General features: G+C 69.8%; 24 protein-coding genes. 12 read left to right on the top strand and 12 right to left on the bottom strand.

Annotated elements, in window-relative coordinates:
* Positions 1 to 5: 5 nt before the first annotated feature.
* Entirely contained in the window at positions 6 to 1,727 is a 1,722-nt protein-coding gene (locus tag AC6CHX_RS05140) for an ATP-dependent helicase (RefSeq protein ID WP_498271878.1), read from the bottom strand.
* On the bottom strand, positions 1,724 to 2,605 hold the full coding sequence (nudC, locus tag AC6CHX_RS05145; protein ID WP_498271879.1) for an NAD(+) diphosphatase: 882 nt from the start codon (positions 2,603 to 2,605) through the stop codon (positions 1,724 to 1,726). Before nudC ends, AC6CHX_RS05140 begins: the two co-directional genes overlap by 4 nt.
* A 64-nt stretch (positions 2,606 to 2,669) precedes the next feature.
* On the opposite strand from nudC, the gene AC6CHX_RS05150 reads away from it, so the two are divergent.
* Positions 2,670 to 4,043, top strand: coding sequence for a protein kinase family protein (locus AC6CHX_RS05150; protein WP_498271880.1), 1,374 nt, complete (start codon positions 2,670 to 2,672; stop codon positions 4,041 to 4,043).
* Here the strand turns inward: AC6CHX_RS05150 and AC6CHX_RS05155 are convergent.
* Both AC6CHX_RS05155 and AC6CHX_RS05160 read right to left on the bottom strand, forming a co-directional pair.
* Positions 3,989 to 7,483 (bottom strand): ATP-dependent DNA helicase, encoded by a 3,495-nt coding sequence (locus tag AC6CHX_RS05155; protein ID WP_498272030.1) that lies wholly within the window; start codon positions 7,481 to 7,483, stop codon positions 3,989 to 3,991. The genes AC6CHX_RS05150 and AC6CHX_RS05155 overlap by 55 nt on opposite strands.
* The gene (locus AC6CHX_RS05160) at positions 7,480 to 10,701 is read right to left on the bottom strand and encodes an ATP-dependent helicase (RefSeq protein ID WP_498271881.1); all 3,222 of its coding nucleotides are present in this window, start codon (positions 10,699 to 10,701) and stop codon (positions 7,480 to 7,482) included. Before AC6CHX_RS05160 ends, AC6CHX_RS05155 begins: the two co-directional genes overlap by 4 nt.
* A gap of 139 nt (positions 10,702 to 10,840) precedes the next feature.
* Here AC6CHX_RS05160 and AC6CHX_RS05165 point away from each other — a divergent pair, with 139 nt between their 5' ends.
* Positions 10,841 to 11,065 (top strand): DUF3107 domain-containing protein, encoded by a 225-nt coding sequence (locus AC6CHX_RS05165; protein WP_136043592.1) that lies wholly within the window; start codon positions 10,841 to 10,843, stop codon positions 11,063 to 11,065.
* Between the two features lie 7 nt (positions 11,066 to 11,072).
* Positions 11,073 to 11,360, top strand: a complete 288-nt coding sequence (locus AC6CHX_RS05170) for a hypothetical protein (protein ID WP_498271882.1) — start codon at positions 11,073 to 11,075, stop codon at positions 11,358 to 11,360.
* A 22-nt stretch (positions 11,361 to 11,382) separates the two neighbouring features.
* Here AC6CHX_RS05170 and AC6CHX_RS05175 read toward each other — a convergent pair whose 3' ends face one another.
* Positions 11,383 to 12,096 carry a ferritin-like fold-containing protein gene (locus tag AC6CHX_RS05175; protein WP_498271883.1) on the bottom strand — a complete coding sequence of 238 codons (714 nt, stop codon included), beginning with the start codon at positions 12,094 to 12,096 and terminating at the stop codon, positions 11,383 to 11,385.
* A 196-nt stretch (positions 12,097 to 12,292) separates the two neighbouring features.
* Between AC6CHX_RS05175 and AC6CHX_RS05180 the strand changes: the two genes are divergently transcribed.
* The gene (locus tag AC6CHX_RS05180; RefSeq protein WP_498271884.1) at positions 12,293 to 13,813 is read left to right on the top strand and encodes a DEAD/DEAH box helicase; all 1,521 of its coding nucleotides are present in this window, start codon (positions 12,293 to 12,295) and stop codon (positions 13,811 to 13,813) included.
* Positions 13,814 to 13,890: 77 nt separating this feature from the next.
* Here AC6CHX_RS05180 and AC6CHX_RS05185 read toward each other — a convergent pair whose 3' ends face one another.
* Positions 13,891 to 14,778: a DUF817 domain-containing protein gene (locus tag AC6CHX_RS05185; protein WP_498271885.1), complete on the bottom strand. Its 888-nt coding sequence runs from the start codon at positions 14,776 to 14,778 to the stop codon at positions 13,891 to 13,893.
* Positions 14,779 to 14,841: 63 nt separating this feature from the next.
* The gene (locus AC6CHX_RS05190) at positions 14,842 to 15,714 is read right to left on the bottom strand and encodes a PHP domain-containing protein (RefSeq protein WP_498271886.1); all 873 of its coding nucleotides are present in this window, start codon (positions 15,712 to 15,714) and stop codon (positions 14,842 to 14,844) included.
* 99 nt (positions 15,715 to 15,813) lie between these two features.
* Between AC6CHX_RS05190 and AC6CHX_RS05195 the strand changes: the two genes are divergently transcribed.
* The 4 genes from AC6CHX_RS05195 to AC6CHX_RS05210 are packed head-to-tail and all read left to right on the top strand — an operon-like array spanning position 15,814 to position 19,364.
* A complete protein-coding gene (locus AC6CHX_RS05195; RefSeq protein WP_498271887.1) occupies positions 15,814 to 16,836 on the top strand; it encodes an endonuclease/exonuclease/phosphatase family protein in 1,023 nt (340 codons plus the stop codon).
* A 37-nt stretch (positions 16,837 to 16,873) separates the two neighbouring features.
* Complete coding sequence (locus tag AC6CHX_RS05200) at positions 16,874 to 18,295, top strand: aminopeptidase P family protein (RefSeq protein WP_498271888.1); 1,422 nt, start codon at positions 16,874 to 16,876, stop codon at positions 18,293 to 18,295.
* Between the two features lie 4 nt (positions 18,296 to 18,299).
* On the top strand, positions 18,300 to 18,455 hold the full coding sequence (locus AC6CHX_RS05205) for a hypothetical protein (RefSeq protein WP_167381614.1): 156 nt from the start codon (positions 18,300 to 18,302) through the stop codon (positions 18,453 to 18,455).
* A 3-nt stretch (positions 18,456 to 18,458) separates the two neighbouring features.
* Positions 18,459 to 19,364: a phosphotransferase gene (locus AC6CHX_RS05210; RefSeq protein WP_498271889.1), complete on the top strand. Its 906-nt coding sequence runs from the start codon at positions 18,459 to 18,461 to the stop codon at positions 19,362 to 19,364.
* On the opposite strand, the gene AC6CHX_RS05215 is transcribed toward AC6CHX_RS05210, so the two are convergent.
* Entirely contained in the window at positions 19,361 to 20,011 is a 651-nt protein-coding gene (locus AC6CHX_RS05215; protein ID WP_498272031.1) for an alpha/beta hydrolase family protein, read from the bottom strand. The two genes, AC6CHX_RS05210 and AC6CHX_RS05215, sit on opposite strands and share 4 nt — an antisense overlap.
* Positions 20,012 to 20,036: 25 nt before the next feature.
* Complete coding sequence (locus tag AC6CHX_RS05220; protein WP_452325841.1) at positions 20,037 to 20,750, bottom strand: YflT domain-containing protein; 714 nt, start codon at positions 20,748 to 20,750, stop codon at positions 20,037 to 20,039.
* A gap of 85 nt (positions 20,751 to 20,835) precedes the next feature.
* Here AC6CHX_RS05220 and AC6CHX_RS05225 point away from each other — a divergent pair, with 85 nt between their 5' ends.
* Genes AC6CHX_RS05225 through AC6CHX_RS05235 form a run of 3 tightly spaced genes read left to right on the top strand, consistent with a single transcriptional unit; the run spans position 20,836 to position 23,734 of the window.
* Positions 20,836 to 22,104: a magnesium transporter MgtE N-terminal domain-containing protein gene (locus tag AC6CHX_RS05225; protein ID WP_498271890.1), complete on the top strand. Its 1,269-nt coding sequence runs from the start codon at positions 20,836 to 20,838 to the stop codon at positions 22,102 to 22,104.
* The gene (locus AC6CHX_RS05230; RefSeq protein WP_498271891.1) at positions 22,104 to 22,616 is read left to right on the top strand and encodes a DUF1003 domain-containing protein; all 513 of its coding nucleotides are present in this window, start codon (positions 22,104 to 22,106) and stop codon (positions 22,614 to 22,616) included. The genes AC6CHX_RS05225 and AC6CHX_RS05230 overlap by 1 nt, the downstream gene beginning before the upstream one ends.
* The gene (locus tag AC6CHX_RS05235) at positions 22,613 to 23,734 is read left to right on the top strand and encodes an Mrp/NBP35 family ATP-binding protein (RefSeq protein ID WP_498271892.1); all 1,122 of its coding nucleotides are present in this window, start codon (positions 22,613 to 22,615) and stop codon (positions 23,732 to 23,734) included. Before AC6CHX_RS05230 ends, AC6CHX_RS05235 begins: the two co-directional genes overlap by 4 nt.
* Positions 23,735 to 23,747: 13 nt before the next feature.
* Here the strand turns inward: AC6CHX_RS05235 and AC6CHX_RS05240 are convergent, their stop codons facing one another.
* Together AC6CHX_RS05240 and AC6CHX_RS05245 are read right to left on the bottom strand one after the other, a co-directional pair.
* Entirely contained in the window at positions 23,748 to 24,389 is a 642-nt protein-coding gene (locus tag AC6CHX_RS05240) for a hypothetical protein (RefSeq protein WP_498271893.1), read from the bottom strand.
* The gene (locus AC6CHX_RS05245; RefSeq protein WP_376104539.1) at positions 24,386 to 24,760 is read right to left on the bottom strand and encodes a twin-arginine translocase TatA/TatE family subunit; all 375 of its coding nucleotides are present in this window, start codon (positions 24,758 to 24,760) and stop codon (positions 24,386 to 24,388) included. Before AC6CHX_RS05245 ends, AC6CHX_RS05240 begins: the two co-directional genes overlap by 4 nt.
* Before the next feature lie 90 nt (positions 24,761 to 24,850).
* On the opposite strand from AC6CHX_RS05245, the gene AC6CHX_RS05250 reads away from it, so the two are divergent.
* The gene (locus AC6CHX_RS05250) at positions 24,851 to 25,489 is read left to right on the top strand and encodes an O-methyltransferase (RefSeq protein WP_498271894.1); all 639 of its coding nucleotides are present in this window, start codon (positions 24,851 to 24,853) and stop codon (positions 25,487 to 25,489) included.
* A 97-nt stretch (positions 25,490 to 25,586) separates the two neighbouring features.
* Here AC6CHX_RS05250 and AC6CHX_RS05255 read toward each other — a convergent pair whose 3' ends face one another.
* Positions 25,587 to 25,760, bottom strand: a complete 174-nt coding sequence (locus AC6CHX_RS05255; protein WP_017203323.1) for a DUF3117 domain-containing protein — start codon at positions 25,758 to 25,760, stop codon at positions 25,587 to 25,589.
* Positions 25,761 to 25,774 lie beyond the last annotated feature (14 nt).

Here is a 25,774-nt window from a genome sequence, read left to right on the forward strand (position 1 = left end):
GCGTGTCAGCGCGGACGGTTCCCGCGTGTGGCGTTCGGTGACGTTTCACGAAGAATGCCGGTGCCGCGGCCCGTGGTCCCCATCTCAGCGAGGAACCGCGACGGAGCACGCTCGCCCCGTCCTGCCGATCGCGACCAGGACAGCGAGAGCGTTCGCGCGGCCCGCGTGACCCCCACGTAGGCCAGACGCCGCTCTTCATCGATCGACTCGAAGCTCGTCGCGTAGGAGATCGGGAGGGAGCCCTCGGCCCAGCCGGCGAGATGCACATGGGGCCATTCGAGGCCCTTCGCCGCGTGAAGGGTCGAGAGAGTCACCGTGCGCATCGTGGGCTCATGCTGGTCCTTCGCTCGCGCCATCAGTGCGTCGCTGAAGCTGCGCAGGTTCGCGTCGGGTCCTGCCTCCTCGGCGAGCCGGAGTATCGCACGCCGCGCCTCCCACCCGCCGCGTTGCGCCCCGCCTGCCGCGGGCGGCTCGTCGGTGAGTCCGAGCTCGCGCAGCACTCGCTGCACACCGGGAAGGAAGCCCTGCTCCGTGGGTGCGACCGCCGCCGCACGCAGGGCCAGGATCGCCTGTCGCACCTCCGGCATCGCGAAGAAGCGGGTCCCGCCCAGTACCGTCGTCGCGATGCCCTCCGCGGCGAGCGCCTGCTGCAGCATCGCGGACTGCGCGTGGGCACGGTAGAGCACGGCGATCTCCGAGGGCGACGCTCCTGCCGTGATCTGAGCGGAGATGGAGGCAGCGATGCCCGCGGCCTCTTCGCCCTCGGTGTCGTAGGCGGTGACGGTGGGGGCGTCGGCGGTGAACTGCTCGCGCGCCGGTACGAGCTCCAGCGCTCCGGGACGGCCCTGCATGAGCGCATTGGCGACCGTGAGGATCGGCGGCTGGGATCGGTAGTTGGTCTCGAGCCGTACGACGGTGGTATCGGGGTGACGGCGTTCGAACTCGAGCAGGAACCGCTGCTCCGCGCCGGCGAAGGAGTAGATGGTCTGGCTGGCGTCGCCGACGACGCAGATGTCGTGCCGGTCGCCGAGCCACAGCTCCAGGAGCCTGTTCTGCAGCGGCGAGACGTCTTGGAACTCGTCGACCGTGAAGTGACGGTACTGCTCATGGACGGATGCCGCGACCCGCGGCTCCGCCTCCAGCATGCCCGCGCATGCGAGCAGCACGTCTTCGAAGTCGAGCTGCCGACGGTCGTCCTTCAGTGCTTCGTAGCCGCGCATGAGCTCGACCAGTTGACCGGCGTCGACACCGCTGATCGGTCGCCCGAGCGCGGCGTACTGGTCGATCGACAGCATCGAGACCTTGCGCCACTCGATCTCGGATGCGATGTCGCGAAGGGTGGCCGTGCTCGGGCGGAGCCGGATCGCATCAGCGGCCTGACCGAGCATCCGCACCTTGTTGTCGATGATCGACGGTGCCGGCGAGCCGGCGAGCGTCGGCCAGAAGAAGTTGAGCTGCGCGAGCGCGGTCGCGTGGAAGGTTCGAGCAGCGACCCCATCGACCCCGAGCGCCCGCAGTCGCCCCCGCAACTCCCCCGCCGCCTTGGCGGTGAAGGTGACCGCCATGACGCGCGAGGGCGAGTAGGCACCGGTGTCGACGCCGTGCGCGATGCGATGCGTGATGACACGTGTCTTCCCGGTACCGGCTCCGGCCAGCACGACGACGGGACCACGAAGGACGGATGCTGCAGCCCGCTGCCGCTCGTCGAGGGCATCGAGTGCGCTCACGCGTGCTCCTCGTACCAGTCGACGATCAGTGCGCGGGCGATCGACGCGTGCCCCGGAAGCCCGACCGGACCATCCCCGGCGAGCGCGGATCCGATCTCCGCACGGGTGAACCAGCGCACATCGACGATCTCCTCGCCGTCGGCGAGCGCTGCGGACTCGTCGTCCACGACCGCGCGGAAACCCACCATGAGCGACCTCGGGAACGGCCAGGCCTGCGACGAGATGTAGCGCAGCGACGACAGGCGCACGCCGGACTCCTCCTCGATCTCGCGGTGGACCGTCGACTCCAGCGACTCCCCCGCCTCGGTGAAGCCGGCGAAGCACGAGTACATGCGGCCGCCCCAGTTCGCGTTGGCGCCGAGCAGCAGACGTTCCCGGTCACGGCTCTCGACAGCGACGATGACGGCCGGGTCGGTGCGCGGGAAGTGCTCTCGTCCGCACACCAGGCAGCGCCGCGACCACCCGGCGTTGCGCAGTTCGGTCCCCCCGCCGCACGTGGGGCAGAACGGTGCATCGCGGAGCCACCCGGCCAGCGCGATGGCACCGGTGAGCAACTCCGATTCCTGCCCGTCGATACGGCCGCCGAGATCGCGCAGCCCGAGCCAGACCTCGTCGGGCGCGGTGTCGAGCGCATCGGTCTCGGGCGGGGCGGCGGCGAGGAGTAGCACGGTGCCGTCGGCGTCGCGTCCGAGGAGAGCCCAGGTCGCCTCGACCACAGTCTGCGGGGGCACCCGGAGGAGCGCCGAATCGACGACTCTGACACGCCCTTCGCGGACGACGATCGCCCGGGTGGCCGGGTCGTCGCGGAGGCGGCCGATGACGTCCGGCTCATCGCGGAGTTCGGCTGCACGGTCGAGGGACGGGCGCTGAATGGTCATCGACTCCCTCTTTCACGGGCGTGGCGGAGGCGGGACCGCCCCTGAGCCGACCTACCCTGGGGGCATGGGACGCTCTCCTTTCACTCTAGCCGCGGCAGTGACCGCTGCTCTGCCCGGGGCGGAGGTCACGGGCGCCCGCAGCTTGAGCGCGGATGGCGACGCGCGGTTCGACTCGGCGGTGGCCTCGCTCGCCGACGGTCGCGAGCTCGCGATCCGCGTCGCAGACGACGACGAGACCGCGCGTGAGCTCGCTGCCGAGGCGCTCGCGCTGCGCGCACTGACCGACGGCGCACGGGCGATGCTCCCGTTCCGCGCCCCCGCCTACATCGGAGAGACGCGTCTCGGCGACGCACGCGCCCTCGTCACCGAGCTCCTCCCCGGATTCCAGATCGAGGCCGCCCTGGTGCCGGCCGGGCGTGGCGCCGCGGAATCGATGGGGGCGTCGATCGCCGCCGTGCACGGCCTTCCGACCTCAGTCGTCCGCGGCGCCGGGCTCGCCACTCGCAGCGCCGAGGAGAGCCGCGCGGAGCTGGAGCGCCTGATCGACACCGCCGCCGCCACCGGTCGCGTGCCGGCCCGGCTCACGGTCCGCTGGCGCGATGCCGTCGCCGACGACGAGTTGTGGCGTTTCGAATCCACCGTCATCCTGGGCGGCGTCCAGGCGACCTCGTTCCTGTTCGAGGACGACCCCGAGCGCGGCCCCGAAGTGGTCGGACTCGTCGGATGGCACGGACTCTCCGTCGGCGATCCGGCTCTCGACCTCTCGTGGCTTTCGGCAGCCCCGGATGCCGCCGGCGATGTGCACGCGTCGTACGCACGCGCGGTCGACCGCGCCCCGGACGGCGGCCTGGAAGTACGAGCACGCCTGCTGGCCGAGCTCGAGTTCGCCCGGTGGCTTGTCCACGGCGATTCGATGCACCGACCGGACATCGTCGACGATGCGGCCGCCCTGCTCGATGCACTCGCCGAAGGCATCCGCGACGACGACCTGAACATCGTCGATGCCCGCGGGGACGCTGTCGACTCCGCCCTCGACGCGCTCGACCGGGTTCCCCAGGACGCCGCCGCCGAGATCGACACGTCGATGCACACCGACGCGTACAACCCGGAAGAGCTGTGGGCGACCACCCATGACGAGTCGGACCCCGCGCAGAGCGAGACCGCGCCGCACGACCCCCTGCCCGGAACGGGAACCGGAACCGACCGTCGTACCGACGAGAGCGCGCACCGGGCTCAGATGCTGAACATCGAGACCGAAGACCTCTCCGGTGTCGCGAGCCTGTTCGCCGGCACCAGCGGAGCCGCCGGAGCGCGCGAAGATTCGCATCCGCTCGCCCCGCGCGCGCACGCCGACGACGACGACGGGGACGATTCCGACGAGGCTCAGCGCGCCGCGCGAGCAGCACTCCAGCGCTGGAAGAGTTCTTCCTCCGAATAGACGCGGTCGCCGCGGATGATCAGATCGTCGGCCACGTAGTACAACGCCACGTCGATCTCGTCGAGCGGCACCTCGAAGCGCCGGTGATAGGCCAGGCGGTAGAGCGCGAGCTGCAGCATCCGCTCGTCGCGCTCCTGCGCTGTGCGCGGCGCCCGGCCGGTCTTCCAGTCCACGATCTCGATGCGGTCGCCGCGATCGGCGCGCCGGTACACCGCATCGAGCTTGCAGATCACGATGTGAGCCCCTCCGCGCTCGTCCGCCCCGGGCAGGCCGGCCCCGAGCGCGAAGTCGATCTCGATCTCCACGGCGATCGGCTTCAACCTGCCCCATTCGCTGCGCTCGAACGTCTTCTGCAGGGCGTCGAGGTCGGCGGCGTCAGCGGCAGCACCCGATCCTTCTCGCACGAGATCTGACGCGACCTCGTCCTCGTCGATCTCCCAGAGTGCCTCGTCGACGCGGCTGCCGACCCCGACGAGTTCGGACCGCTGCTCCACCCAGGCGTGGAACAGGGTGCCGAGGCGCGTCTGCCGATAGGGGCGCTCCGGCATGGGGCGCACGATCGACGACAGCGTCCCCGAGAAATCGGTGACGTAGTCCTTGAACCGCGAAGCGGGCACACGGGTCGGGGCCTCGACATCCGTCCCGCGCTGGCGGGCGGCGCGCTCGGCCAGGAGACGTTCGAGCTCGATGGTCGGTTGGGATGTCCCGGCACGGATCGCATCGTCGACGGCTGCGGCTGCCGCGGTGACGACGTGCCTCCGGGCTCCCAGCGGATCGAGGGGCCATTGAAGGGTGGAACCGGGGCCGTCGTAAGGGTTGTCGTCCGGGTCGACCGGTTCGATCGGCTCGAGGCCGCGCACCTCGATCGCCTCGACCAGGAAAGGGCTCGGCGTGCGAGGGGCCTTCTGCCCGGCCCAGTGCGCACCGCTGAGGAGCAGATCCGTCCGCGCACGGGTGACCGCGACGTAGGCCAGGCGTCGCTCCTCCTGCTGCTGGTAGGCGCGGTAGGCGTCCTTGAACCGCTTGAGTGCGCCCCCGTGTGGATTCGCCTTCGTCGCGCCGCCCGAGAGCGACGCCTGCGCGAGCTTCTGTCGCTTCACGGGGTCGGCCTCGCCGCCCATGGCCTCGGCGGGGTCCCACTCGAAACGCGGCAACGCGTCCCGATCCCCGCGCAGCGCGAACGGCACGACGCCGAATCCGAACCACCCGGACGTGTCGGAGACCCTGCTCGGGAGCTCATCGGCCACCAGTCGGACCACCGCGACCGCATCCCACTCCAGCCCCTTCGATCCATGGATGGTCAGCAGCTGGACGACACCGGCCTCCGGCGGCTCCGGGCGCGGCATCAGCTCATCCGTGCTCTCGGCCTTGTCGAGCCAGGCGAGCAGGCTGCCGATGCTCCCCCGCTCGTCGGCGGCGAGGAACGCACGAACCTCGTCGGCGAAGGCGCGAAGCTGCGTGGCCGCGATGCGCGCGGGACCCCTCGTCTCGTTCGCGGCGAGTTCGATGTCCAGGCGGAGTTCGAGCTCGATGAGCCGGATCAGTTCGGGGATCGGCTGGGACGAGGCGCGTCGGAGCCGTTCCAGCATCTCCCCCGCTGCTCTGACCCGCGCACGGCCGTCAGGGGTGATCGATTCGAGCAGCCGGTAGTCGTCGCGCACTGCTCGCACCACGTCGACCGCGTCGATGATCGACACCGCCTCGTCCGCGCCGCGGGAAGAGCGCAGCCGTGCACGCACCTCCTCCGGCAGCGGCGCCATCGCGGTGTCGCGCTCCGACAGGGTGCGGCCGAGATCGTAGAGGGCGGCCATGTCGGCGACACCGACGCCGAACCGGGGACCGGTGAGCAGGCGGATCAGCGCGGACCCGGCCGTGGGGTCGTGCACGACGCGAAGGGTCGAGACGACGTCGACGACCTCCGGTGTCGCCAGGAGTCCGCCGAGGCCGAGGATGCGGTGCGGGATGCCTCGACCGGCGAGCGCAGCCGCGAAGGTCTGCATGTGCCGCTTGGAGCGGAAGAGGATCGCTCCGGTGTGGGGCGTCTGCGCCTGCCCTGCACCGGCCGCACGGGCATCGTGCTCCGCCCGCCTGTCGGCGAACCAGTCCGCGACGGCCGCGGCCTCCTCGTCGACCGTGAACGGGAATCGCACGGCGACCGTGCCTTCTCCCGCTCCGGGGCGAGGTTCGAGAGGCGGCACGTCGAGTCCGGGCCGCTGCAACGGTTCGAGCACACGGTTCGCGATGCCGAGGATGCCCCGATCGTTCCGCCAGCTCGTCATGAGGCTGTAGGTCGTCGCTGTTCCCGTGCCCGAGAACGTGCCCGCGAAGGCGTACAGGTTGTCGGCGCTCGCGCCCCGCCAGCCGTAGATCGACTGATGGGGGTCGCCGACCGCCATCACCGCGGAATCACGGAAGAGTTCGGCGAGGAACCGCGTCTGGATGACCGAGGTGTCCTGATACTCGTCGAGGAGCACGACGCGATGCTGCTCACGGAGCTCCGCGCGGACGTCGGGCGCGGACTCGACGATGTCGTAAGCCCCGCTGACCTGATCGGCGAAGTCCAGCACGCCACGGCGTTCCTTCGCGTCGATGTAGTCGCGCACCAGGCGTGCGAGCGTCGGCAGACTGAGCAGGTTGACCGCCGCCTTCTCGACATCGGCGTTGCTGCGATACGGCTCGAAGGCGAGTGCCTGCTCCCGCGCGATCCGTTCGGCCGAATCGAGGTCGACACGATGGTCGAGGGCGTCCCCCGCAAGCCGCTGCACAGCGTCGATGATCGTTCCGAGCGCGTAGTCGATGTTCTCGAGCTCCGGCAGATCGCTGCGGAGCACGACTTCCCGCGCGAGCATCCAGGAGGCTGCCTGACTGAGCATCGCGACGTCGGGATCCCGCCCGATCCGCGCCGCGTGTTCGCGGACGATGCCGTCGGCGAACGCGTTGTACGTCGAGACGCGCGGCCGGACCATGAGGTCTTCCGCCGATCGCGGCGTCGCCGGATCCCACCCGGTGCCGAGGCGCGCGGCCAGCTCGTCGAGGACGTGGGTGCGCACCAGCTCCCGCTGGCGGCCCTGCGCCGCCTCGTCGACGCGGCGCAGCGCGCCGGTCCGCACGATCTCGGGCAGATGCGGCAGGAGACCACGGCGACCGTACTCGTCGATGACCGCCAGCCGATGACCGATCCGCTCTGCGAGCTCGCCCGCCGCCTTCCGCGTGAACGTCAGGCCGAGGATCTCATCTCTGCGCACGTGTCCGTTCGCGACCAGCCACACCACACGCCCCGACATCGTCTCGGTCTTGCCGCTGCCGGCGCCGGCCACGACCAGGGCCGGCTCCGGTGGGGCTTCGATCACGCGCTGCTGGGCGGCTGTGGGCGACGGCTGGCCGAGGGCGGCGGCGATGTCGGTGGCGGAGATACCCTCGCCGCCGCTCCACCCCGTCACGAACTCACCGCCGGCACCGTGTGGATGCGACACGGATGCACGCGGCGCTGTGTGTCCGCGCAGTGCGACTCCACCTGCGCGGTGAAGCTGGATGCCGACATGCCGCGCGCTGCATCCGACACCCGCCGGAGGAAGGCGGAGCGCGACTCGTCGCTCAGCGTGTGCTGATGCGCGATGCGATAGTCGCTCTTCGCGAGCGTCTTCGAGACGATCACCAGCCGCGCCCCCGCCAGCGACGTCGGCGGGGCACCCTCGACGAGGCCCTCCTGGACGGCGACCTGATAGGCGGCCAGCTGCGCGTGCTCGGCGACGCCGGAGTCGGATTCCGGATCGTTCTTTCCGGTCTTCAGGTCGACGACGACCACGGGCCCTTCCGTTCCGCCCGACATCCGCTCCCAACCGCGTCCCCGAGCATGGGAGTGCTCGCCGGCCTCGGGCGGATACGCCTCGACCCGGTCGATGTACCCGTGGATGACCGCCTTGTTCGCCCGGTCTTCCCCGACCGGATGTACCGTCGGCACGGTCTCGACTTCCGCGTCGGGGGCCACGTCGACGGCGAAGCGGAACTCCATCTCGCTGCCGATCACCCGACCGCCCTCGCGGCGCACGTCGCCGAGATAGGTGTGCAGGCGATCCACCAGCACGTCGGCCCGCCGCCGCTCCTTGCGGCCGATCCACTCGGTCTCGAAGTCCAACTCCGGCCAGTGCTCGGCGACGATCGCGCGCATGCGCTCCAGGTCGCCGTCGGGAACACGCTCCATCGCCTCGTGCACGATCGTGCCGATGCCGGCGGTCGGGGGCATCACCGTGTCGCCGCCGAGCGCGGAGACGACCCAGTTCAGACCGCACTCCTCATAGGACTCCATCTTCGATGGCGAGACCCGTGCGCCGGTGACCGCGAGATCTCGCAGCGGCGCATCGGTCGAGGTCGGGGTCACGCCGTACCACTCGGCTGGATCCGCGCCGGGCACACCCTCCCGGGCCAGCACGGCGAGCTGCCCGGCGGCGTCGCGTCTGATCGGCTCCGCATGCGCGGCGGTGAGGGCGCGACGATGCCGGGCGACCAGCCCGCGCAGGGTGAGGGGATGCTCGGCGGACGCGTGCCGTTCGGGCGGTTCCGGGGCGGGCAGGAACCCGAAGAAGGGACTCGGCGTGAGATCGTCGTCGTCGACCGCCGTGATCAGCAGGCGATCACGCGCACGCGAAACCGCCCGGACGAACAGCCGGAGCTCGTCGTGCAGCGCCGCCCGCCGCCGATCCAGCACGCCCGGAGGCTCGGTGCTGATGCCGGTGCGTGACGCGTGGATCGCATCTGCCAGCCGCCAGGTCTGCAGCAGTCCGCCGCGCAGACGAACGTTCGGCCAGATGCCGTCCTGCACCCCCGCGACCACGACCGCGTCGAACTCCGTGCCGAGCGCGGTGGCTGGAGTCAGGAGCGTGACCTTGCCCGGGCGATCAGGAGTCGAAAGCGAGTCCTCGGGGACCTCGCTGTCGAGGATGTCGCGCACGAAAGTATGCGGTTTCTCGTTGGGGGTGCGCTCGACGAACCTCTTCGCGGCGTCGAAGAGGGCGACGAGAGCATCGAGTGCGCGCGCCGTCTCGGCACCGGTGGGCAGCTGCGAGATCTCGCGCCAGGCGATCTGCAGCCGGCGACCGTCCACGGCGCGGGCCTGATCCCACACCCGCCACAGCAGATCGTGGATCGTCTCCCCTTCGGCGGCCGCTCTGGCTGTGGCTTCGATCGTCTCGGCGAAGCGCTCGGCCGTGCGCGACTCCGGAGCGTCGATGAGGGTCAGGTGCGCCGGGTTGGCCATGGCCCGTCGCAGCAGCTCTCGTGCGGGCGTCGCGCCGCCCTGCTCGAGCTCGATGTGCCGGAGCCGGGCACGGAGGCGGCGCAGCCCGATCGCGTCCATCCCTCCGAACGGGGTGCGCATGGCCTCTTCGAGCGCGTCGGATGTGCGTTCCTCGGTCGGGGTCAGTGCCAGGCGCACGATGCCGACGATGTCGCGCACGATGCCCTCGCTGCCGAGCGGGCGCTGTACTCCGGCGGCCCGGGTGGGGATCTCGCGGGCCGCGAGCTCGGTCTCCAGCGTGGTCACCTGTCGTGTGTCGTGTGCGACGACAGCCATCCGATCCCAGCGGATCCCCTCGGAGAGATGCCATTCCCGCATCACGCCCGCGATGCGATCGAGCTCCTCGTACGGCGAGGGAGCGACGAATGTCGAGACCCGGGCCTCGATCTCCTCCGACGCCACCGGCACGGGAGCACGCCGGTGCTCCACCCGCCCGGAGACGCCGATCGCCTGCGTGACCGTCCTGGTGAGAGCTGTGAGCGCCGGCCGCTGGCGATATGCACCGTCGAGCACATGCACCTCCCCGAGCGCGCCTGCGAGCTGGGCGAACAGCTCGGGGCTGGCCCCGCGGAAGGAGCCGGACGAGATGTCGGGGTCGCCGAAGGCCAGAACGGCGATGCCTCGCTCACGCAGGCCCCGGACCATCGTGATACCGCCGCGTGTGAGCTCTTGCGCATCGTCGATCAGCACCACCCGCAGGGGCGCCAGCGGGCCGAGCGTCGCCGCGTCCGCCCCGTACAGGATCGTGCTCGCCTCACTCAGGAGATCAGCGGCGTCCCGGTGTGCGGATCGCAGTGCATCGAGCACCGTCCGATACTCGACGAGGAACTCCGCCGTCGCGGCCCACACATCGTTGCCCGACGCACGGAGCTCGTCGGGGTGGACGCCGATCTCGGTGCACTCCGCCAGGAAGGCTCGGAGCTCGGAACGGAATCCCTTCGAGGCGCGAACGGAGGCGCTGAGAGCGTCCGGCCACGGAATACGCCCGTCTTCCGCGTCGCCGGCGAGCAGTTCCGCGATGATGCGGTCCTGGTCCGCACCGGTGAGCAGAGCGGGCGGCTCCGCCCCCTGTCGCACCATCGCGCCGCGCACGAGCTGGAAGGCGAAGGATCCGAGGGATCGCGCCAGGGGCCCGGGTGTGGCCTGACCGATGCGCACGCCGATCCGATCTCGCAGCGCCGTAGCCGCCTGGCGACTCGGAGTGAGCGCGAGCACCTCTTCCGGTCGCAGCCCCTGCGCGTCCAGCAGATGCACGACGCGGTCGACGAGGGTACGGGTCTTCCCCGTTCCCGGTGCTCCGATGATGATGCCGGATGCCGACGGCTCCGCGGCGATCACAGCTCGCTGCGCAGCATCCGATGTCATGTCATCCACGCTATCCGGACGCGCGGACATCGGCGTGCGTCCCCGCTGTGCGCTCAGGGCGAAACGGCAGCCGTCGGCCGATCCGGTGCGAGGCGCGCGGGGTAGAGTTGGGCCAGTCCCCGAACTTCAAGGAGCACGCGTGGAAATCCGCATCGGCATCATCAACACCGGCCGTGAACTGAGCTTCGACACCGGCGCGAGCGCGGACGAGGTCCGCACCCAGGTCGCCACGGCGCTGGAGCAGAACGCGACGCACGTGAGCTTCGCCGATGTGAAGGGCAACTCCTACATCGTCCCGACCGCGAACCTCGCCTACATCGAGCTGGGCTCCGAGGAATCGCGCCGCGTCGGCTTCGTCGCCTGATCCGACGATGTACATCCTCCTCGCACTCGTCGGGGCGTGCGCGCTGGGAATCGCGGTGCACTTCCTGATCGCCGACCGCGAGCTGCGCGGCGTCGTCCTCGCCCCCGCGATCGCGACCGCCGTGTCGGCGATCCTCTACACGGGACTGCAGTGGCTGGGCGTCGGCGAGGACAGCATCTGGCTGTGGCTCGCGAGCGTCCTCGGTGCCGCCGCGATCGCCGCTCTCGCGACGTTCGCGATCACGGGGATGCGCAAGCGCTCCGACACCGCCGCCAAGGCGGCACTGGGCATCTGATCGCGAGGATGCTCGTCGGCGTCTACGACGCGAGGCCCATCGCATCCATGCGTCGCGCGTGCGCGCCCATCAGCTCGGTGTACACCGGCTCGATGCGCGCGTCATCGACGTCGAGCAGCTCGGGCCGCAGGGCGGAACGGCAGACGAGGATCGTGTCTCCGACCAGTCGGCGAGCCCACATCGACAGCAGCGAACGCCACTCCTCGTCGCTCTCGATCGTCTCCTGGATGATCGCGACGATCTCATGGCCGGCGTCATCCTCCCGCAGGATCTGCGCGACCCGACGCCCGGTGTCCCCGTAGCTCGAGGCGAGCGCGAGGTAGAAGTCGTCGAGCATGCCGGCCGTGATGTAGACCGCCAGCAGGGTCTCTCGCGGACGCGCGCCGATGGTCTTGCGCCGGAACGCATCGAGGTGCTCGCGGAACGGCAGCATCACCTGCGTCGGATCCCCGCCGCGCTCGGCGATGACTTCGACGATGCCGCGGTGCTTGGTCAGTGCAGCACCCGCCGCGCGCGACAGCGACTCCTTCTCGGACAGCTCCGGCGTCGCTCGGATGAGTCGGGTGAGCGTCTCGAAATACCCCAGCTGCAGGTAGGCCGCCTGGCCGAGGAAGCGATCGAGTTCGGGCGCGAGCTCGGCGAAGTCGATGCGCGTGGCATCGCCCTGTTCCCCTCGACTGCGCAGGGTGAGGGTACGCCGCGGCGCGTCTTCGCGCTGCCAGAACCACTTAACCACGAGGTCTTCCTCCCGAGTCCGCCACGTCGTTCACAATACCCGCGCCCGGACCTCCTTCCGGGTCTCGACGGCCCCTCGGGTAGGCTGGGCGTGTCCCCGCCGTCGGAGCGGGGCCCCGCGCCTGTGGCACAAGAGACGGCGTGGATCCGTTAACGTGGCGATCCCCCAGGCTCGCCGGACAGGCAATCTGAATAAAGTGACAACTTTCGCCGATCTCGGCATCGACCAGGACATCGTCGACGCACTCGCCGCCAAAGGCATCGTCGACGCGTTCCCCATCCAGGAGCAGACCATCCCCCTCGGCCTTCCCGGCCAGGACATCATCGGTCAGGCCAAGACGGGAACCGGCAAGACCTTCGGTTTCGGCATCCCCGTCGTCCAGCGCCTCGGCAAAGACCCGGAGCACGGCGTCAAGGCCCTCATCGTGGTGCCGACCCGCGAGCTCGCGGTGCAGGTCTACGAAGACATCGACCTGCTCACCAGCAACCGTTCCACCAGCGTCGTCGCCATCTACGGCGGCAAGGCGTACGAGGGGCAGATCGACCAGCTCAAGGCCGGCGCGCAGATCGTCGTCGGAACCCCCGGGCGTCTGATCGACCTCGCGGGCCAGCGGCTGCTCGACCTCTCGAACGCGACCGAGGTCGTGCTCGACGAGGCCGACAAGATGCTCGACCTCGGCTTCCTCGCCGACATCGAGAAGATCTTCCAGAAGGTCCCGGGCGTCCGCCACACGCAGCTGTTCTCGGCGACCATGCCCGGCCCGATCGTTGCGCTCGCCCGCCGGTTCATGTCCAACCCGATCCACATCCGGGCGAACGACCCCGATGAGGGCCTCACGCAGGCGAACATCAAGCACCTGGTCTACCGCGCGCACTCGATGGACAAGGACGAGATCATCGCCCGCATCCTGCAGGCCGAGGGCCGCGGCAAGACCGTGATCTTCACCCGCACGAAGCGTGCAGCCCAGCGCCTCGTCGACGAGCTGAGCGACCGCGGCTTCAACGTCGGCGGCGTGCACGGCGACATGGGACAGGATCAGCGCGAACGCTCGATGGCGGCGTTCAAGGCCGGAAAGCGCGACGTCCTGGTCGCGACCGACGTCGCCGCCCGCGGCATCGACGTCGACGATGTCACGCACGTGATCAACCACACGATCCCGGACGAGGACAAGACGTATCTGCACCGCGCGGGCCGCACCGGTCGCGCCGGCAAGACCGGTATCGCGGTCACCTTCGTCGACTGGGAGGACCTGCACAAGTGGGCCCTCATCAACCGCGCCCTCGAGTTCGGTCAGCCGGAGCCGATCGAGACCTACTCGTCGAGCCCGCACCTGTTCGAGGACCTCGACATCCCCCAGGGCACCAAGGGCCGCCTGGTGTCGGCGCCGAAGACGGAGTCGGTCAAGACCGAGCGCACCCGTCGTCCTGAGCGTGCGGCGGATGCCGCGGCTGAAGGCACCGACGAGGGCGGCACGCGCCGTCGCCGCCGTCGCCGCAACAGCACGACCCCGGTCGGATCGACCTTCGCCGAGGGTGCTGCCGAGACGGCTTCCGCCGAGGGCCAGTCCGCTCCGGCAGCCGACCGCAGCGCCGAGGGCGCCGGCACGCACGACGGTGCGGGCAAGGAGCACCACGACGGTAAGCCGGCCCCCGCACGTCGTCGCCGGCGTCGCCGCGGCGGTTCCGGCGCGGGAGCGGCTCCGGTCGCCGGGGCCTGACAGTCCTCAGCACCTCACGAAGGGCGCGAGAAGCGGACGATCGTCTGCATCTCGCGCCCTTCGTCGCGCACGCGTGGTCAGAGCGCCGTCTGAGCACCTTCCACACGTTGCAGCAGCGCTGCCGGGACCTGCGGCGGATACACCCACGCCACGAGCACGACCGAGATGATCATCAACAGGAACCACGAGGTCAGTTTGCTCGGCGACACCGGCTGCCAGCCCTCGGCCTGGTCGGGATACGCCCAGGCCCCCGCCCAGGTGCCGATGTTCTCGGCGAGATAGATGAACACGGCGACGCCGACGAACACCGCGAGAAGAGGAAGCCTGATCGTGCGCCTCCAGATGCGGGCGTGCATTACCGTGGGCAGCCACAGCATCACGACGCCGGCCAGCAGCACCCATCGCGCGTCCCACAACCAGTGGTGCGTGAAGAAGTTGGCATAGATCGCCGCCGCGAGGATCGCCGTCATCCACCGTCGCGGATACCTCTCGAAGCCGAGATCGAACAGCCGGTAGACGCGAACCATGTATGACCCGACGGCCGCGTACATGAACCCGCTGAACAGCGGCACCCCGCCGATGCGCAGGAATCCGTCCGCTGCATAGGCCCACGATCCGACATCGGTCTTGAACAGCTCCATCACGGTGCCGGTGATGTGGAACAGCACGATGACCCACAGCTCGCGACCGCTCTCCAGTCGGAAGGCCAGCATCGCGAGCTGGATGAGCACCGCGGCGATCGTGAGCGCATCGTTGCGGGCGAGCGCCGCATCATCGGGATACCAGAGACGCGCTGCGACGATCACGACGAGCAGCGCCGCCCCGAAGATGCACGCCCATGCCTGCTTGAGCACGAACACCGCGAACTCGATCAGGCCCGCGCGGATGCCGTTCGCCGGAGCACCGAACAGCACGCGGTGCGCGACCGCATCGACCCGCTGCTCCAGAGAAGTCGCTCGCTGCATGCCTCGGACGGTATCGGTCGCCGTCGACAGCCCGCCGGGAGATGACCGACAGAATGCCGAGGATCAGGGATAGCGCGGAGAACTGCCGGTGGCGCGTGCTATGAGCCGTGCGACCATCTCATCGGACGTGGTGTTCTCGCCCGGACGGTTCGGCTTGCCGCTGCCGTGGTAGTCGCTGGAGCCCGTGATGATGAGGTCGTGCTCGGCGGCGATCTCGCGCAGCCTCCGCTTGCCCGGCTCGGTGTTCTCGCGATGGTCGATCTCGAAGCCGCCGAGGCCGGCGGCGATCAGCCGCTCGATGAACGGCAGCGGCATCATCCGGTCGCGGCCCGATGTCACGGGGTGCGCGATGACGGCCACTCCCCCGGCCTCGGTGATCAACCGCACGGCAGTGAGGGGGTCCGGGGCGTAATGCGGCTCGTAGTACCCCTCGCGCGGGTGCAGGATGCCGTCGAACGCCTCTGTCCGGTCGCGCACGATGCCGCGGGCGATGAGTGCGTCGGCGATGTGCGGCCGACCCACCGTGGCATCCAGGGTCGTCTGCGCGACGACGTCCTCCCACTCCAGGTCGTAGTCCCGGCCGATGTTCCGAACGATCCGTTCGGCACGGCCGATCCTGTCGCCGCGGATACGATCCGTCTCGGCGCGCAGAGCCTCGTTCTCGGGGTCGAAGAGGTACCCCAGCACGTGCACGCTGCGCCATTCGTGCTTGGCGGAGAGCTCCATGCCGGGAATGAAGGTCATCCCCAGGGCGACCGCCGCATCGCCCGCCTCGGCCCACCCGGTGGAGCGGTCGTGGTCGGTGAGGGCGGCCGTGCGAATTCCGTGCGCGTGGGCCTGCCGCATCACCTCGGCCGGGGACTCCGTACCGTCGGATTGGTTCGAGTGCAGGTGCAGGTCGGCGGGACCGGCGAACCCGGCGGACGGAGTGGCCATCCTCCGAGCGTACCGAGCGTCCCCCGTACCGGGCGCGGAGGCGCACGGACGGGATGTCGGGGCAGGGACTTCACAGGCGCCGCTTCTAGGCTGGAGGGGATGTTTCGACTACTGGGGATCCTCTTCACCGTCCTGCTCGCGATCGCGACGGCGATCGTGGTGTGGCCGCAGTTCTTCCACCTCGAGCAGACCTATCCCTTCGCGCAGCTCGTCTCGGTGCGAGGCCTGGTCCTCGGCGGGTTCCTCATCGTCGTCGTGCTCGCCCTCCTGCTGCTTTTCGCGCGGCCGCTTCGCGGGTTCGCCGCCTCGGTGCTGATCGTCGCCCTGCTGGGCGCCGGCGCCACCGCGCTGGTCGGAGCGAGCAGGGGCTTCGGGGCTAACGCCCTTCCGGAGAAGACCGAGAGCAGCGTGCGGGTCCTCACCTGGAACACCGCGGGCGAGGCCGTGTCGGCCGACGTGATCGCGCAGCGCATCCTCGACCAGGGCGCCGACGTGGTCGCGCTGCCCGAGACGACCGAGGAGGTCGGCGAGCGCATCGCGATCATGCTGCGGGAGCAGGGGCACCCGATGTGGGTGCACCATGTGCAGTTCCGTCCCGATGTGCAGGACGGGCCCCAGTCCTGGCAGACCACTGTCCTGGTCGCCCCCGACCTCGGCGAGTACTCGGTGATCGAGTCGGCGAAGGACGGCACCAGCAACACGGGTTCCGTGCCCAGCGTCGTCCTGATGCCGATCGACGGCGAAGGCCCCACGATCGTGGCCGTGCACGCGGTCGCGCCGCGCATGGAAGAGATGCAGCAGTGGCAGAGCGACCTGCAGTGGATCGCCGACCAGTGCCCGCAGGGCGACTTCATCCTGGCCGGTGATTTCAACGCGACGATCGATCACATGGCCGGTCTCGGTGTGGAGGGCGGCGACATCGGCTACTGCCGAGACGTGGCGGCGCGCACCGGCAACGGTGTCACCGGCACCTGGCCGAGCTCGCTCCCGACGCTCGCGGGCGCACCGATCGACCACGTCATGGCGTCGCAGAACTGGACACCGACCGGCTCCGTCGTGCTCGACGACGCCGGCGGCAGCGACCACCGCGCGCTGGTCGTGCAGCTCGAGCCCGCCGGCTGAGCTCCCGTGCATCCTCTCCAGATGACAGACTGGAGGGATGAGCACCGGAGAGCGCGACACGATCGCAGAACCCACCGTCGAAGCATCGGCCGAGAACAGCACCACGAACCGCAAGCAGCCGTTCCCCCAGGGCTTCCTCGACACCATCTCCACCGGGTGGGCCGAGCGTCCGGAGACTCTGCCGAGTCCGCGCGAGCAGGCCGCCTACGCCGCCGTCCGACGCGCTGCCGTCTCGGCCGCTTTCCCCGGCAAGCGCCTGGTGATCCCCGCCGGATCCCTCAAGCAGCGCAGCAACGACACCGACTACGTGTTCCGCGCGCACTCCGCCTTCGCGCACCTCACCGGATGGGCGTCGGATGCGGAGCCCGATTCGGTACTGGTCTTCGCACCGACCGACGCGGGACATGACATCACGCTCTTCTTCCGCGAGCGCGCCGACCGGACGACGACCGAGTTCTACGCCGACGCCACGGTCGGCGAGTTCTGGATCGGCCCCCGACCGTCGCTGGCCGGTGTCGCTGCCGACCTCGACATCGCGACCGCTCACCTCGACGAGCTCGAGGCCGTGGAGGGCGAGCTGGTGCTCGACGACGACGACGCGCTGACCCGCTTTGTCTCCGAACTGCGACTCATCAAGGACGAGTTCGAGATCGCCGAGATGCGCCGTGCGGTCGAGATCACGGCCGACGGGTTCGACGACATCATCCGCGAGCTTCCCGCCGCCGTCGCCCACGCCCGCGGCGAGCGCGTCGTGGAGGGGGTCTTCCACCGCCGGGCACGCGAAGACGGCAACGGCGAGGGCTACGACACCATCGCGGCCTCCGGCCCGCACGCCTGCTACCTGCACTGGACGCGCAACGACGGCACGGTCGTTCCGGGCGACCTGATCCTGGTCGATGCCGGTGTCGAAGCCGACAGCCTGTACACGGCCGACATCACCCGCACGCTTCCCGTGTCGGGCACGTTCACCGAGGTGCAGCGCCGCGTCTACGAGACGGTGCGCGAAGCGGCGGACGCGGCCTTCGCTGCGGCGCGGATCGGCGTGCGGTTCCGCGACGTGCACGGTGCTGCCATGAAGGTCATCGCCGAACGCACGGCGGAGTGGGGCCTGCTGCCCGTCACGGCAGAGGAGGCCCTCGACGCCGACAAGGGCGGCCAGCACCGCCGGTACATGGTGCACGGCACCTCGCATCACCTCGGCATCGACGTGCACGACTGTGCGCAGGCGCGCCGCGAGATGTACTACGACGGCATCCTCGCCCCCGGCATGGTGTTCACCATCGAGCCGGGTCTGTACTTCCAGATCGACGATCTGACGGTTCCGGCAGAGCTCCGCGGGATCGGCGTGCGCATCGAGGACGACATCCTGATGACGGAGGACGGCCCGGTCAACCTGTCGGCGGACATCCCGCGCACGGCCGACGAGGTCGAGGCCTGGATCGCCCGGCTGCAGGGCTGACGACGTGTTCGGAGTCGTCAGCTTCTTCGCCATCGTCCTGATCTACGCCGTCGCGGCACTCATCGCGGGCGCGGTGATCTACTTCGCCGTGCTGCTCGCACTCAAGTCGCACACGCGCTGGGTGGACCAGGGGAAACCAGGCCGGTCCCGGCCCTTCTGACGTATGCACGACGGCGAGTTCGCAGTCGACGATGCGCTCGCACGGGCGCTGGTCACCGAGTCGTTCCCGGAGCTCGACGAGCCAGAACTGCGCCGGGTCCGCACCGCCGCCTCGGTGAACTCGATCGTTCGCGTCGGAAACGACCTGGTCGCACGGTTCCCTCTCCTCCCGGCCTCATACGAGGAGCTGCAGAGGGAAGCAGCGGCCATGACGGCGCTGGCGGACGCATGTCCGGTCCGGGCGCCGCTGCCGTACGGTCTCGCGCATGGCGGAGAGACGTACTCGTCGGCATGGTCGATGCAGACCTGGTTGCCCGGAATCACCGCGCATTTCGATGCGCACGCGGGTTCGGTGTCACTCGCACAGGATCTGGCAGCGCTGGTCCGGGCGTTGCGCGCCGTCGATCCCGCTGGGCGTGTCTTCGACGGCCGCGGGCGAGGAGGCATCCTCCCGGACCATGACGAGTGGGTCGCCGAGTGCTTGGACAGAGGCGCACACCTGCTCGACGTTCCCGAAGCGGCCAGGCTGTGGGAGGCACTGCGGGTGCTCCCTCGGTCGGGGCCCGATGTCATGAGCCACCGTGACCTGACACCGTTCAACCTCCTCATCGACGTTCGGGACGGCGAGACCCGACTCTCGGGGGTGCTCGACGGCGGCAGCTTCGGACCAGCCGATCCCGGGCTCGATCTGGTCGCCGCGTGGCACCACTTCGACGCTCCCGCACGACAGGTTCTCCGCTCCAGTGTCGGTGCCGAGGACGTCGAGTGGCTGCGGGGCGCCGCATGGGCGTTCCAACAGGCGATAGGACTCGCCTGGTACTACGAGGAGTCGAACCCCACGATGAGCGCCCTGGGTCTCTCGACGCTGCGCCGGCTGCTCACCGACGAGGAGCTGTCGGCCTTCACCTAGCGGCGGGCGAACTCGGCCACGATCGGCGCGAGGGATGAGCCGATCTCGGAAACGGAACGCTTCTGTCCCTTCACCTCGAAGGTGTGGCCTCCGCCCTCGACCCACACGACTCGGGCATCCTGGCAGGTGGCGACCGTTTCCTCGAACTGCGAGATCGGCTGGATGAAGGGGTCGTTCGTCCCCTCGACGAACAGCTGCGGAACCGAGATGGCCGGTAGATGCTCCACCCGTGGCTTCTCCGGCCGTCCCGGTGGGTGCAGCGGGTAGCCGAGGTACGCCAGGCCGTCGACGACGAGACCGTCTGCGACGGCCATGGATGCCATGCGTCCCCCGTACGACTTGCCGGTCGCCCAGACGCCCGCGGACGGCTCACTCGCCCGCGCGAACTCCACGACGGCGTTCCACGTCGCGATCGCGTGTGCCGCGGGGCCCGGCATCTTCCTGCCCTGCTCGACGTAGGGGAAGTTGAAGCGCAGCGTCGAGAAACCGAGTTCGCCGAGCGCTTCCGCGAAGCCGGTGAGGAACGGATGGTCCTTGCCGGTGCCCGCACCGTGCGCGATGGCGATGATCGTGCCGTTCACGCCGGCTGTCCAATCCGCCGAGACCGTCGTGGTCCCCGTGGGCAGATCGACCGGGATCTGGACCATCAGGCGGCGAGCGGCGACCGGAGCGTCACGCTCGTCCGCCCTCGAGGCCTTCCGTGCCGGGGGCACTCTCCGGCTCGGCTGCCGGGGGCGACACGGGCTCTTCCGGCGTGGCGTCGGGCTCCGGCATGGCGTCGGCCCCTGGCTGCGGGTCGGCGGGACGCGGCGGGATGACCGGCTCCTCAGGCGCGGGAGCGGGTGCCGTCGCTCCGGGGGTGATCCGCTCGCCGTAGCGCGGCGGCTCGTCGAGGTTCACCGGCGGCCGCACCGGCGCGACCTTCGTCGATCCGAGCACCTGTCGGGCCTTGGCGAGCGATGCCGCCTGCACGGTGACCTCGTAGTGGTCGGCAGCGAACTGCGTGACGCTCGCGAAGTCGCGCCGACGACGCACGATCGCATAGGTGACGAGACTCAGGAGCATGCCGAGTGCGACGCCGATGAAGACGAACCCGACGAAGAGCTGGATCGGCACCTCGGGGTTGCCGATCACGAGGATGGCCGAGAGGAACAGACCGATCAGGACGCCGTTGATGGCACCCGAACGCGCGGCAGCCGCGTACCCCAGCTTCCCCGTCACGCGCTCGACCGTGCGGACGCTCTGCCCGACGATCGCGATGTCCCGTGCCGGCACCTCCCCCGCGATCAGCTTCGACACCGTCTTCTGCGCGCTCTCGTAGTCGCGCGTCGAAGCGACCATCTCGCCGGTCTCGGTGCCGCTCGCGGGGCGGTTCAGCATGCTCATCCGGCTATTCTTCCATGCGCACCGCTCGGGAGCCCGAGCCGCGACCATCCCGCCGCCGACCGGACCCGCCGACTACTCTGGAGAAGTGAGCACACAACGGGTTTTCGCCGCGCGCCTCGCCGGGTGCGCCGTCTTCGACCCCCTCGGCGACCGGCTCGGCAAAGTCCGGGATGTCGTCGTCGTGTACCGAAGTACCGCGGCGCCCCGCGTGATCGGTCTGGTCGTGGAGATCCCGGGGCGACGCCATGTGTTCCTCTCGATCGGCCGGGTCACCTCGATCCGGTCCGGACAGGTCATCACCACCGGCCTGATCAACGTGCGCCGCTTCTCTCCCCGCGCCGGCGAGGTGCGTGTTCTCGCCGAGATGCTCGGACGACGCGTGAGCTTCGTGGACGGCAGCGGCACCGCCGTCATCGAAGACGTCGCGATCGAGCCCAACCGCCTCGGCGAATGGGCGATCAGCCAGCTGTTCCTCCGCCGCCCGAAGACCAGTGCCTCGCCGTTCGCGAAGGGCCCGACCACGTTCGCCGCCTGGAGCGAGGTGGCCGAGCAGCGCGCACCGGGTGAATCGCAGTCCGCCGAGCAGCTCGTCGCCTCTTACTCCGAACTGCACGCCGCCGACCTCGCCAACACCCTGCTCGATCTTCCGCAGCAGCGCATGATCGAGGTGGCCGAAGAGCTGTCGGACGACCGTCTCGCCGACGCCCTCGAGGAGATGCCCGAGGACGAGCAGGTGCACATCCTCGATCGTCTGGGTGACGAGCGCGCCGCCGACATCCTCGACCAGATGGAACCCGACGACGCCGCCGATCTGCTCGCCCAACTGGCACCGGAACGGCTCGAGCAGCTGCTCGAGCTGATGGAACCGGAAGAGGCCGAAGACGTGCGGATGCTGCTGCGTTACGGTCCCGACACGGCGGGCGGTCTGATGACCCCGGAGCCGATCATCCTCTCCGCCGACGCGACCGTCGCGGAGGCGCTGGCACTGATCCGCCGCCACGAGCTGCACCCCGCGCTCGCCGCCGCGGTCTTCGTCACCCTGCCGCCGTTCGAGACGCCGACCGGACGCCTGCTCGGCCTCGTGCACTTCCAGCGGATGCTGCGCTACCCGCCGCACGAGCGACTCGGCGCGATCCTCGACGACAGCCTCGAACCCGTTCCCGTCACCGCATCCGCCGCCGAGGTGGCGCGGCTGCTGGCGAGCTACGACCTCGTCTCACTGCCGGTGATCGACGCAGCCCACCGCCTGGTGGGCGCGATCAGCATCGACGACGTGCTCGACTACCTGCTCCCCGACGACTGGCGATCGCACGACAGCGACGACACACCCTCTCCCGCGAAGGAGGCGCGCTGATGCCCCGCTCCCCGCGCCTCGACGCGCCGGGCCGCACCACGACACGGCCCCGGGCGACCTCGCGCGACCGGTTCGGCCGCTTCACCGAGTGGGTCGCCCGCGCGATGGGCACCCCGGCGTTCCTGGTCATCCTCAGCCTGTTCTGCGTCGTCTGGATCGTCTGGAACACGCTGATGCCCGAGAACCTGCGCTTCGACGACGCGGCCCTCGGCTTCACCGCGCTGACGCTCATGCTCTCGCTGCAGGCCTCGTATGCCGCACCGCTCATCCTCCTCGCTCAGAACCGCCAGGACGACCGCGACCGGGTGCAGATCGAGCAGGACCGGCAGCGTGCGGAGCGCAACCTCGCCGACACCGAGTACCTCGCCCGTGAGATCGTGGCGCTGCGCATGTCGCTCGAGGAACGCAACGCACAGGCCGTGACGCGCGACGTGCTGCGGCAGGAGCTGAAGGCCCTCCTCGCCGAGCTCGAGGATGACGGCGACAAGCCGACCGCAGGCGCCGCCTCGTGACCGAGGCCGACCTCGTCCGCGCCGCCGTCTCCGCGGTGACGGATCCGGAGTTGCGCCGCCCCATCGGCGAGCTCGACATGGTCCGCGAGATCGCCGTGGACGGCGACCGGGCTCAGGTGGGCATCGTGCTGACCATCGTGGGCTGCCCGGCGGCGACGCGCATCGAGTCCGACGTGCGCGAGGCCGCCGCCTCCGTGCCCGGCATCGCGTCGGTCGACGTCGAGGTGGGCGTGATGACTCCAGCAGAGCGCAAGGCTCTCACCGAGAAGCTCCGCGACGGCAGGCCGGCCCGTCACATGCCGTTCGGCCCGGACTCGCTCACCCGCGTGATACTCGTCTCCAGTGGCAAGGGCGGCGTCGGTAAGTCGACCGTGACCGCGAATCTCGCCGTGGCTCTCGCCGACCAGGGGCTGTCGGTCGGCCTGGTCGATGCCGACGTGCACGGATTCTCGATCCCGGGGCTCCTCGGCATCCCGGCGGGCACGCAGCCGACGCGTATCGACGACCTCATGCTGCCCCCGGTCGCGCACGGCGTGAAGACCATCTCGATCGGCATGTTCCTCCGCGACGGCGAGTCCGTGGTGGCGTGGCGCGGACCGATGCTGCACCGCACGGTGCAGCAGTTCCTCACCGATGTGTTCTTCGGCGACCTCGATGTGCTCCTCATCGACATGCCGCCCGGCACCGGCGACATCGCCATCTCGATCGGCCAACTCCTCCCGCATGCGGAGGTGCTGGTCGTGACGACCCCGCAGACCGCTGCCGCAGAGGTGGCCATCCGCAGCGGACTCGTCGCACGGCAGACGGGGCAGCGGGTGATCGGCGTCATCGAGAACATGGCGGCGTACACGCTCCCCGACGGCACGGTCATCGATCTGTTCGGCTCGGGCGGAGGGGCGGCGGTCGCCGAGGCTCTCTCCGAGCCGGGGACGACGGTCCCGCTGCTGGCCTCGATCCCGCTGAGTCCCGCGCTCCGCGAGGGTGGCGACGCCGGCCTCCCGATCGTCACCGGTGAGACGACGGATTCCGCAGCCACGACGATCCGCGACCTCGCACGCTCGCTCGCTCGACAGGGCCGGGGCCTTTCCGGCCGCTCACTGCCGATGACGATCGGCTGAGGGTGCAGGTGATCTAAGACCCCGGCGGCGCTGCCCAGGATGCGCCGGCGCGCTGCGCATTCCGTGCGCTCCTGCGTCCGGTGACCAGTCGTCGGATCAGGATGACGACGGGCAGCAGCACGGCGACGGGGAGACAGAACACCGCGCCGAACGCCAGGAGCGTCCCCGTGGCGAAGTCGCTCCCACCGGTGCGGCCGAGCCCCATGGAGCCGCTTCCGAACGCGTCACCGGCGATGAGGAACTCGCCGTCATACGTGTCGAGCGAGTCACTGCAGGTGACGGTGTGAACACCCGCATCCACGCTCGTGAACTGGGTGTGCTGTTCGAACCCGCGCTTCGGGGTCATCCACCAGAGCGTGTCATCCCAGGACAGCGAGGGGCCTCCGCGCTGAGCGAGCAGGTCTCCGTCCGGACCCGACACCGAGCACTCCAGCGTCCCGAGCATCGCGGAGACACCGCTGCCCCAGATGCCGACGCGTTCGCCCGCATTCAGCTCGACCGTCTGCCCTCGTCCGAGTGGAAGCGGGTCCGCCTCTCCCACGGATGCTGCGACAGGCATCACCCACAGCGTCCAGATCAGGACGCCGATGCACGCGCACAGAGCGGAGAACCCGAATGCCACGGCGTCGCGATCGGCGAGCCGCCCTCGGGTCACGTGGCTTCGGGATCGAACGGAGGCCGGTTGCTCGCGCTGAACTCCTGCGGGAGCGCACGGGGAGAGATCGGCTCGGCGATCGTCTCCTTCGCCTGGGCGGGAGTCGCCGGTTGCGGCTCCTCAAAGAGGGCGTCGCGGATGATCCGTCGGGGATCGTACTGACGCGGGTCGAGCTTGCGCCAGTCCACATCGTCGAGCTCCGGTCCCATCTCCTCGCGCATGCGGGACTTGGTCGAGCGAAGGTACTCGCCGGCCTTGCGGACCATGCGGGAGAAGCCCTCGGCTGCTCGCGGAAGACGCTCAGGGCCGATGATGAGGACCGCGATGAGACCGATCAGCAACAGCTTCTCGAAGGTGAGCCCGAACGTCATCTCTACAGGCTACCGTCGCGCCTGCCGTCCGCAGGTACACCGAGCGAATACTCTGGAGGGAATCACCGGGCAGGCAGGGAGAGACAGGCCATGAGCGAGCACGACGCGAACGCGCGATTCCTTCGCGAGTCCATCGTGGAACCCGACTCCATCGCACGGGCGCGCGCACACGCGGTCGAACTCGGCGCGATGCCGATCAGCACCGTCGTCGGTTCCCAGATCGCCGTTCTCGCCGCAGCAACGGGTGCACGATCGATCGTCGAGATCGGCACCGGTGCGGGAGTCTCCGGACTCTGGCTGCTGCGCGGAGCGCCGCAGGCCGTGCTCACCTCGATCGACAACGAGCCCGAGCATCTCGCGGCCGCGCGACAGGCTTTCGCCGACGCGAAGGTGCCGTCCACCAAGGTGCGGTTCATCACCGGTCGCGCGATCGACGTGCTCCCCCGCATGAATGAGTCCTCGTACGACATCGTGCTCGTCGACGCGGACCCCGAACACATCATCGAGTACGTCGAGCACGGACTCCGCCTCGCCCGCACGGGCGGCATGGTCCTGGTCCCGCGGATCCTCGGCGGCGGCCGCGTCGCCGACCCCGTGCAGCGCGATGAGGTCACGTCGGCCTACCGCTCGCTGGTGCAGGAGACCCAGGAATCCTCGGCCGTCCTGGCGACCGTGTCACCCGCGGGTGAAGGACTGCTCCAGCTGATCAGACTCGCCGACAGCGACTGACGAGAACTTGCTCCGGGTGCGCCCCGGAGTCGACGAAGGGCGGCGGATCCGAAGATCCGCCGCCCTTCCGGATCCGCGGATGCGGACCCCAGATCGATCAGGCCGGTGCCACGACGGCGGCAAGCACGTCGTGAAGCTCCTTGGCCTCGGCGTCGTTCACGGAGACGACCAGACGGCCGCCGCCTTCGAGCGGAACGCGCACGATGATGAGTCGTCCTTCTTTCACGGCCTCCATAGGTCCGTCTCCGGTCCTCGGCTTCATCGCTGCCATCGTGGCTCCCTTTC

The sequence above is a fragment of the Microbacterium sp. GQ128 genome (assembly GCF_059758615.1).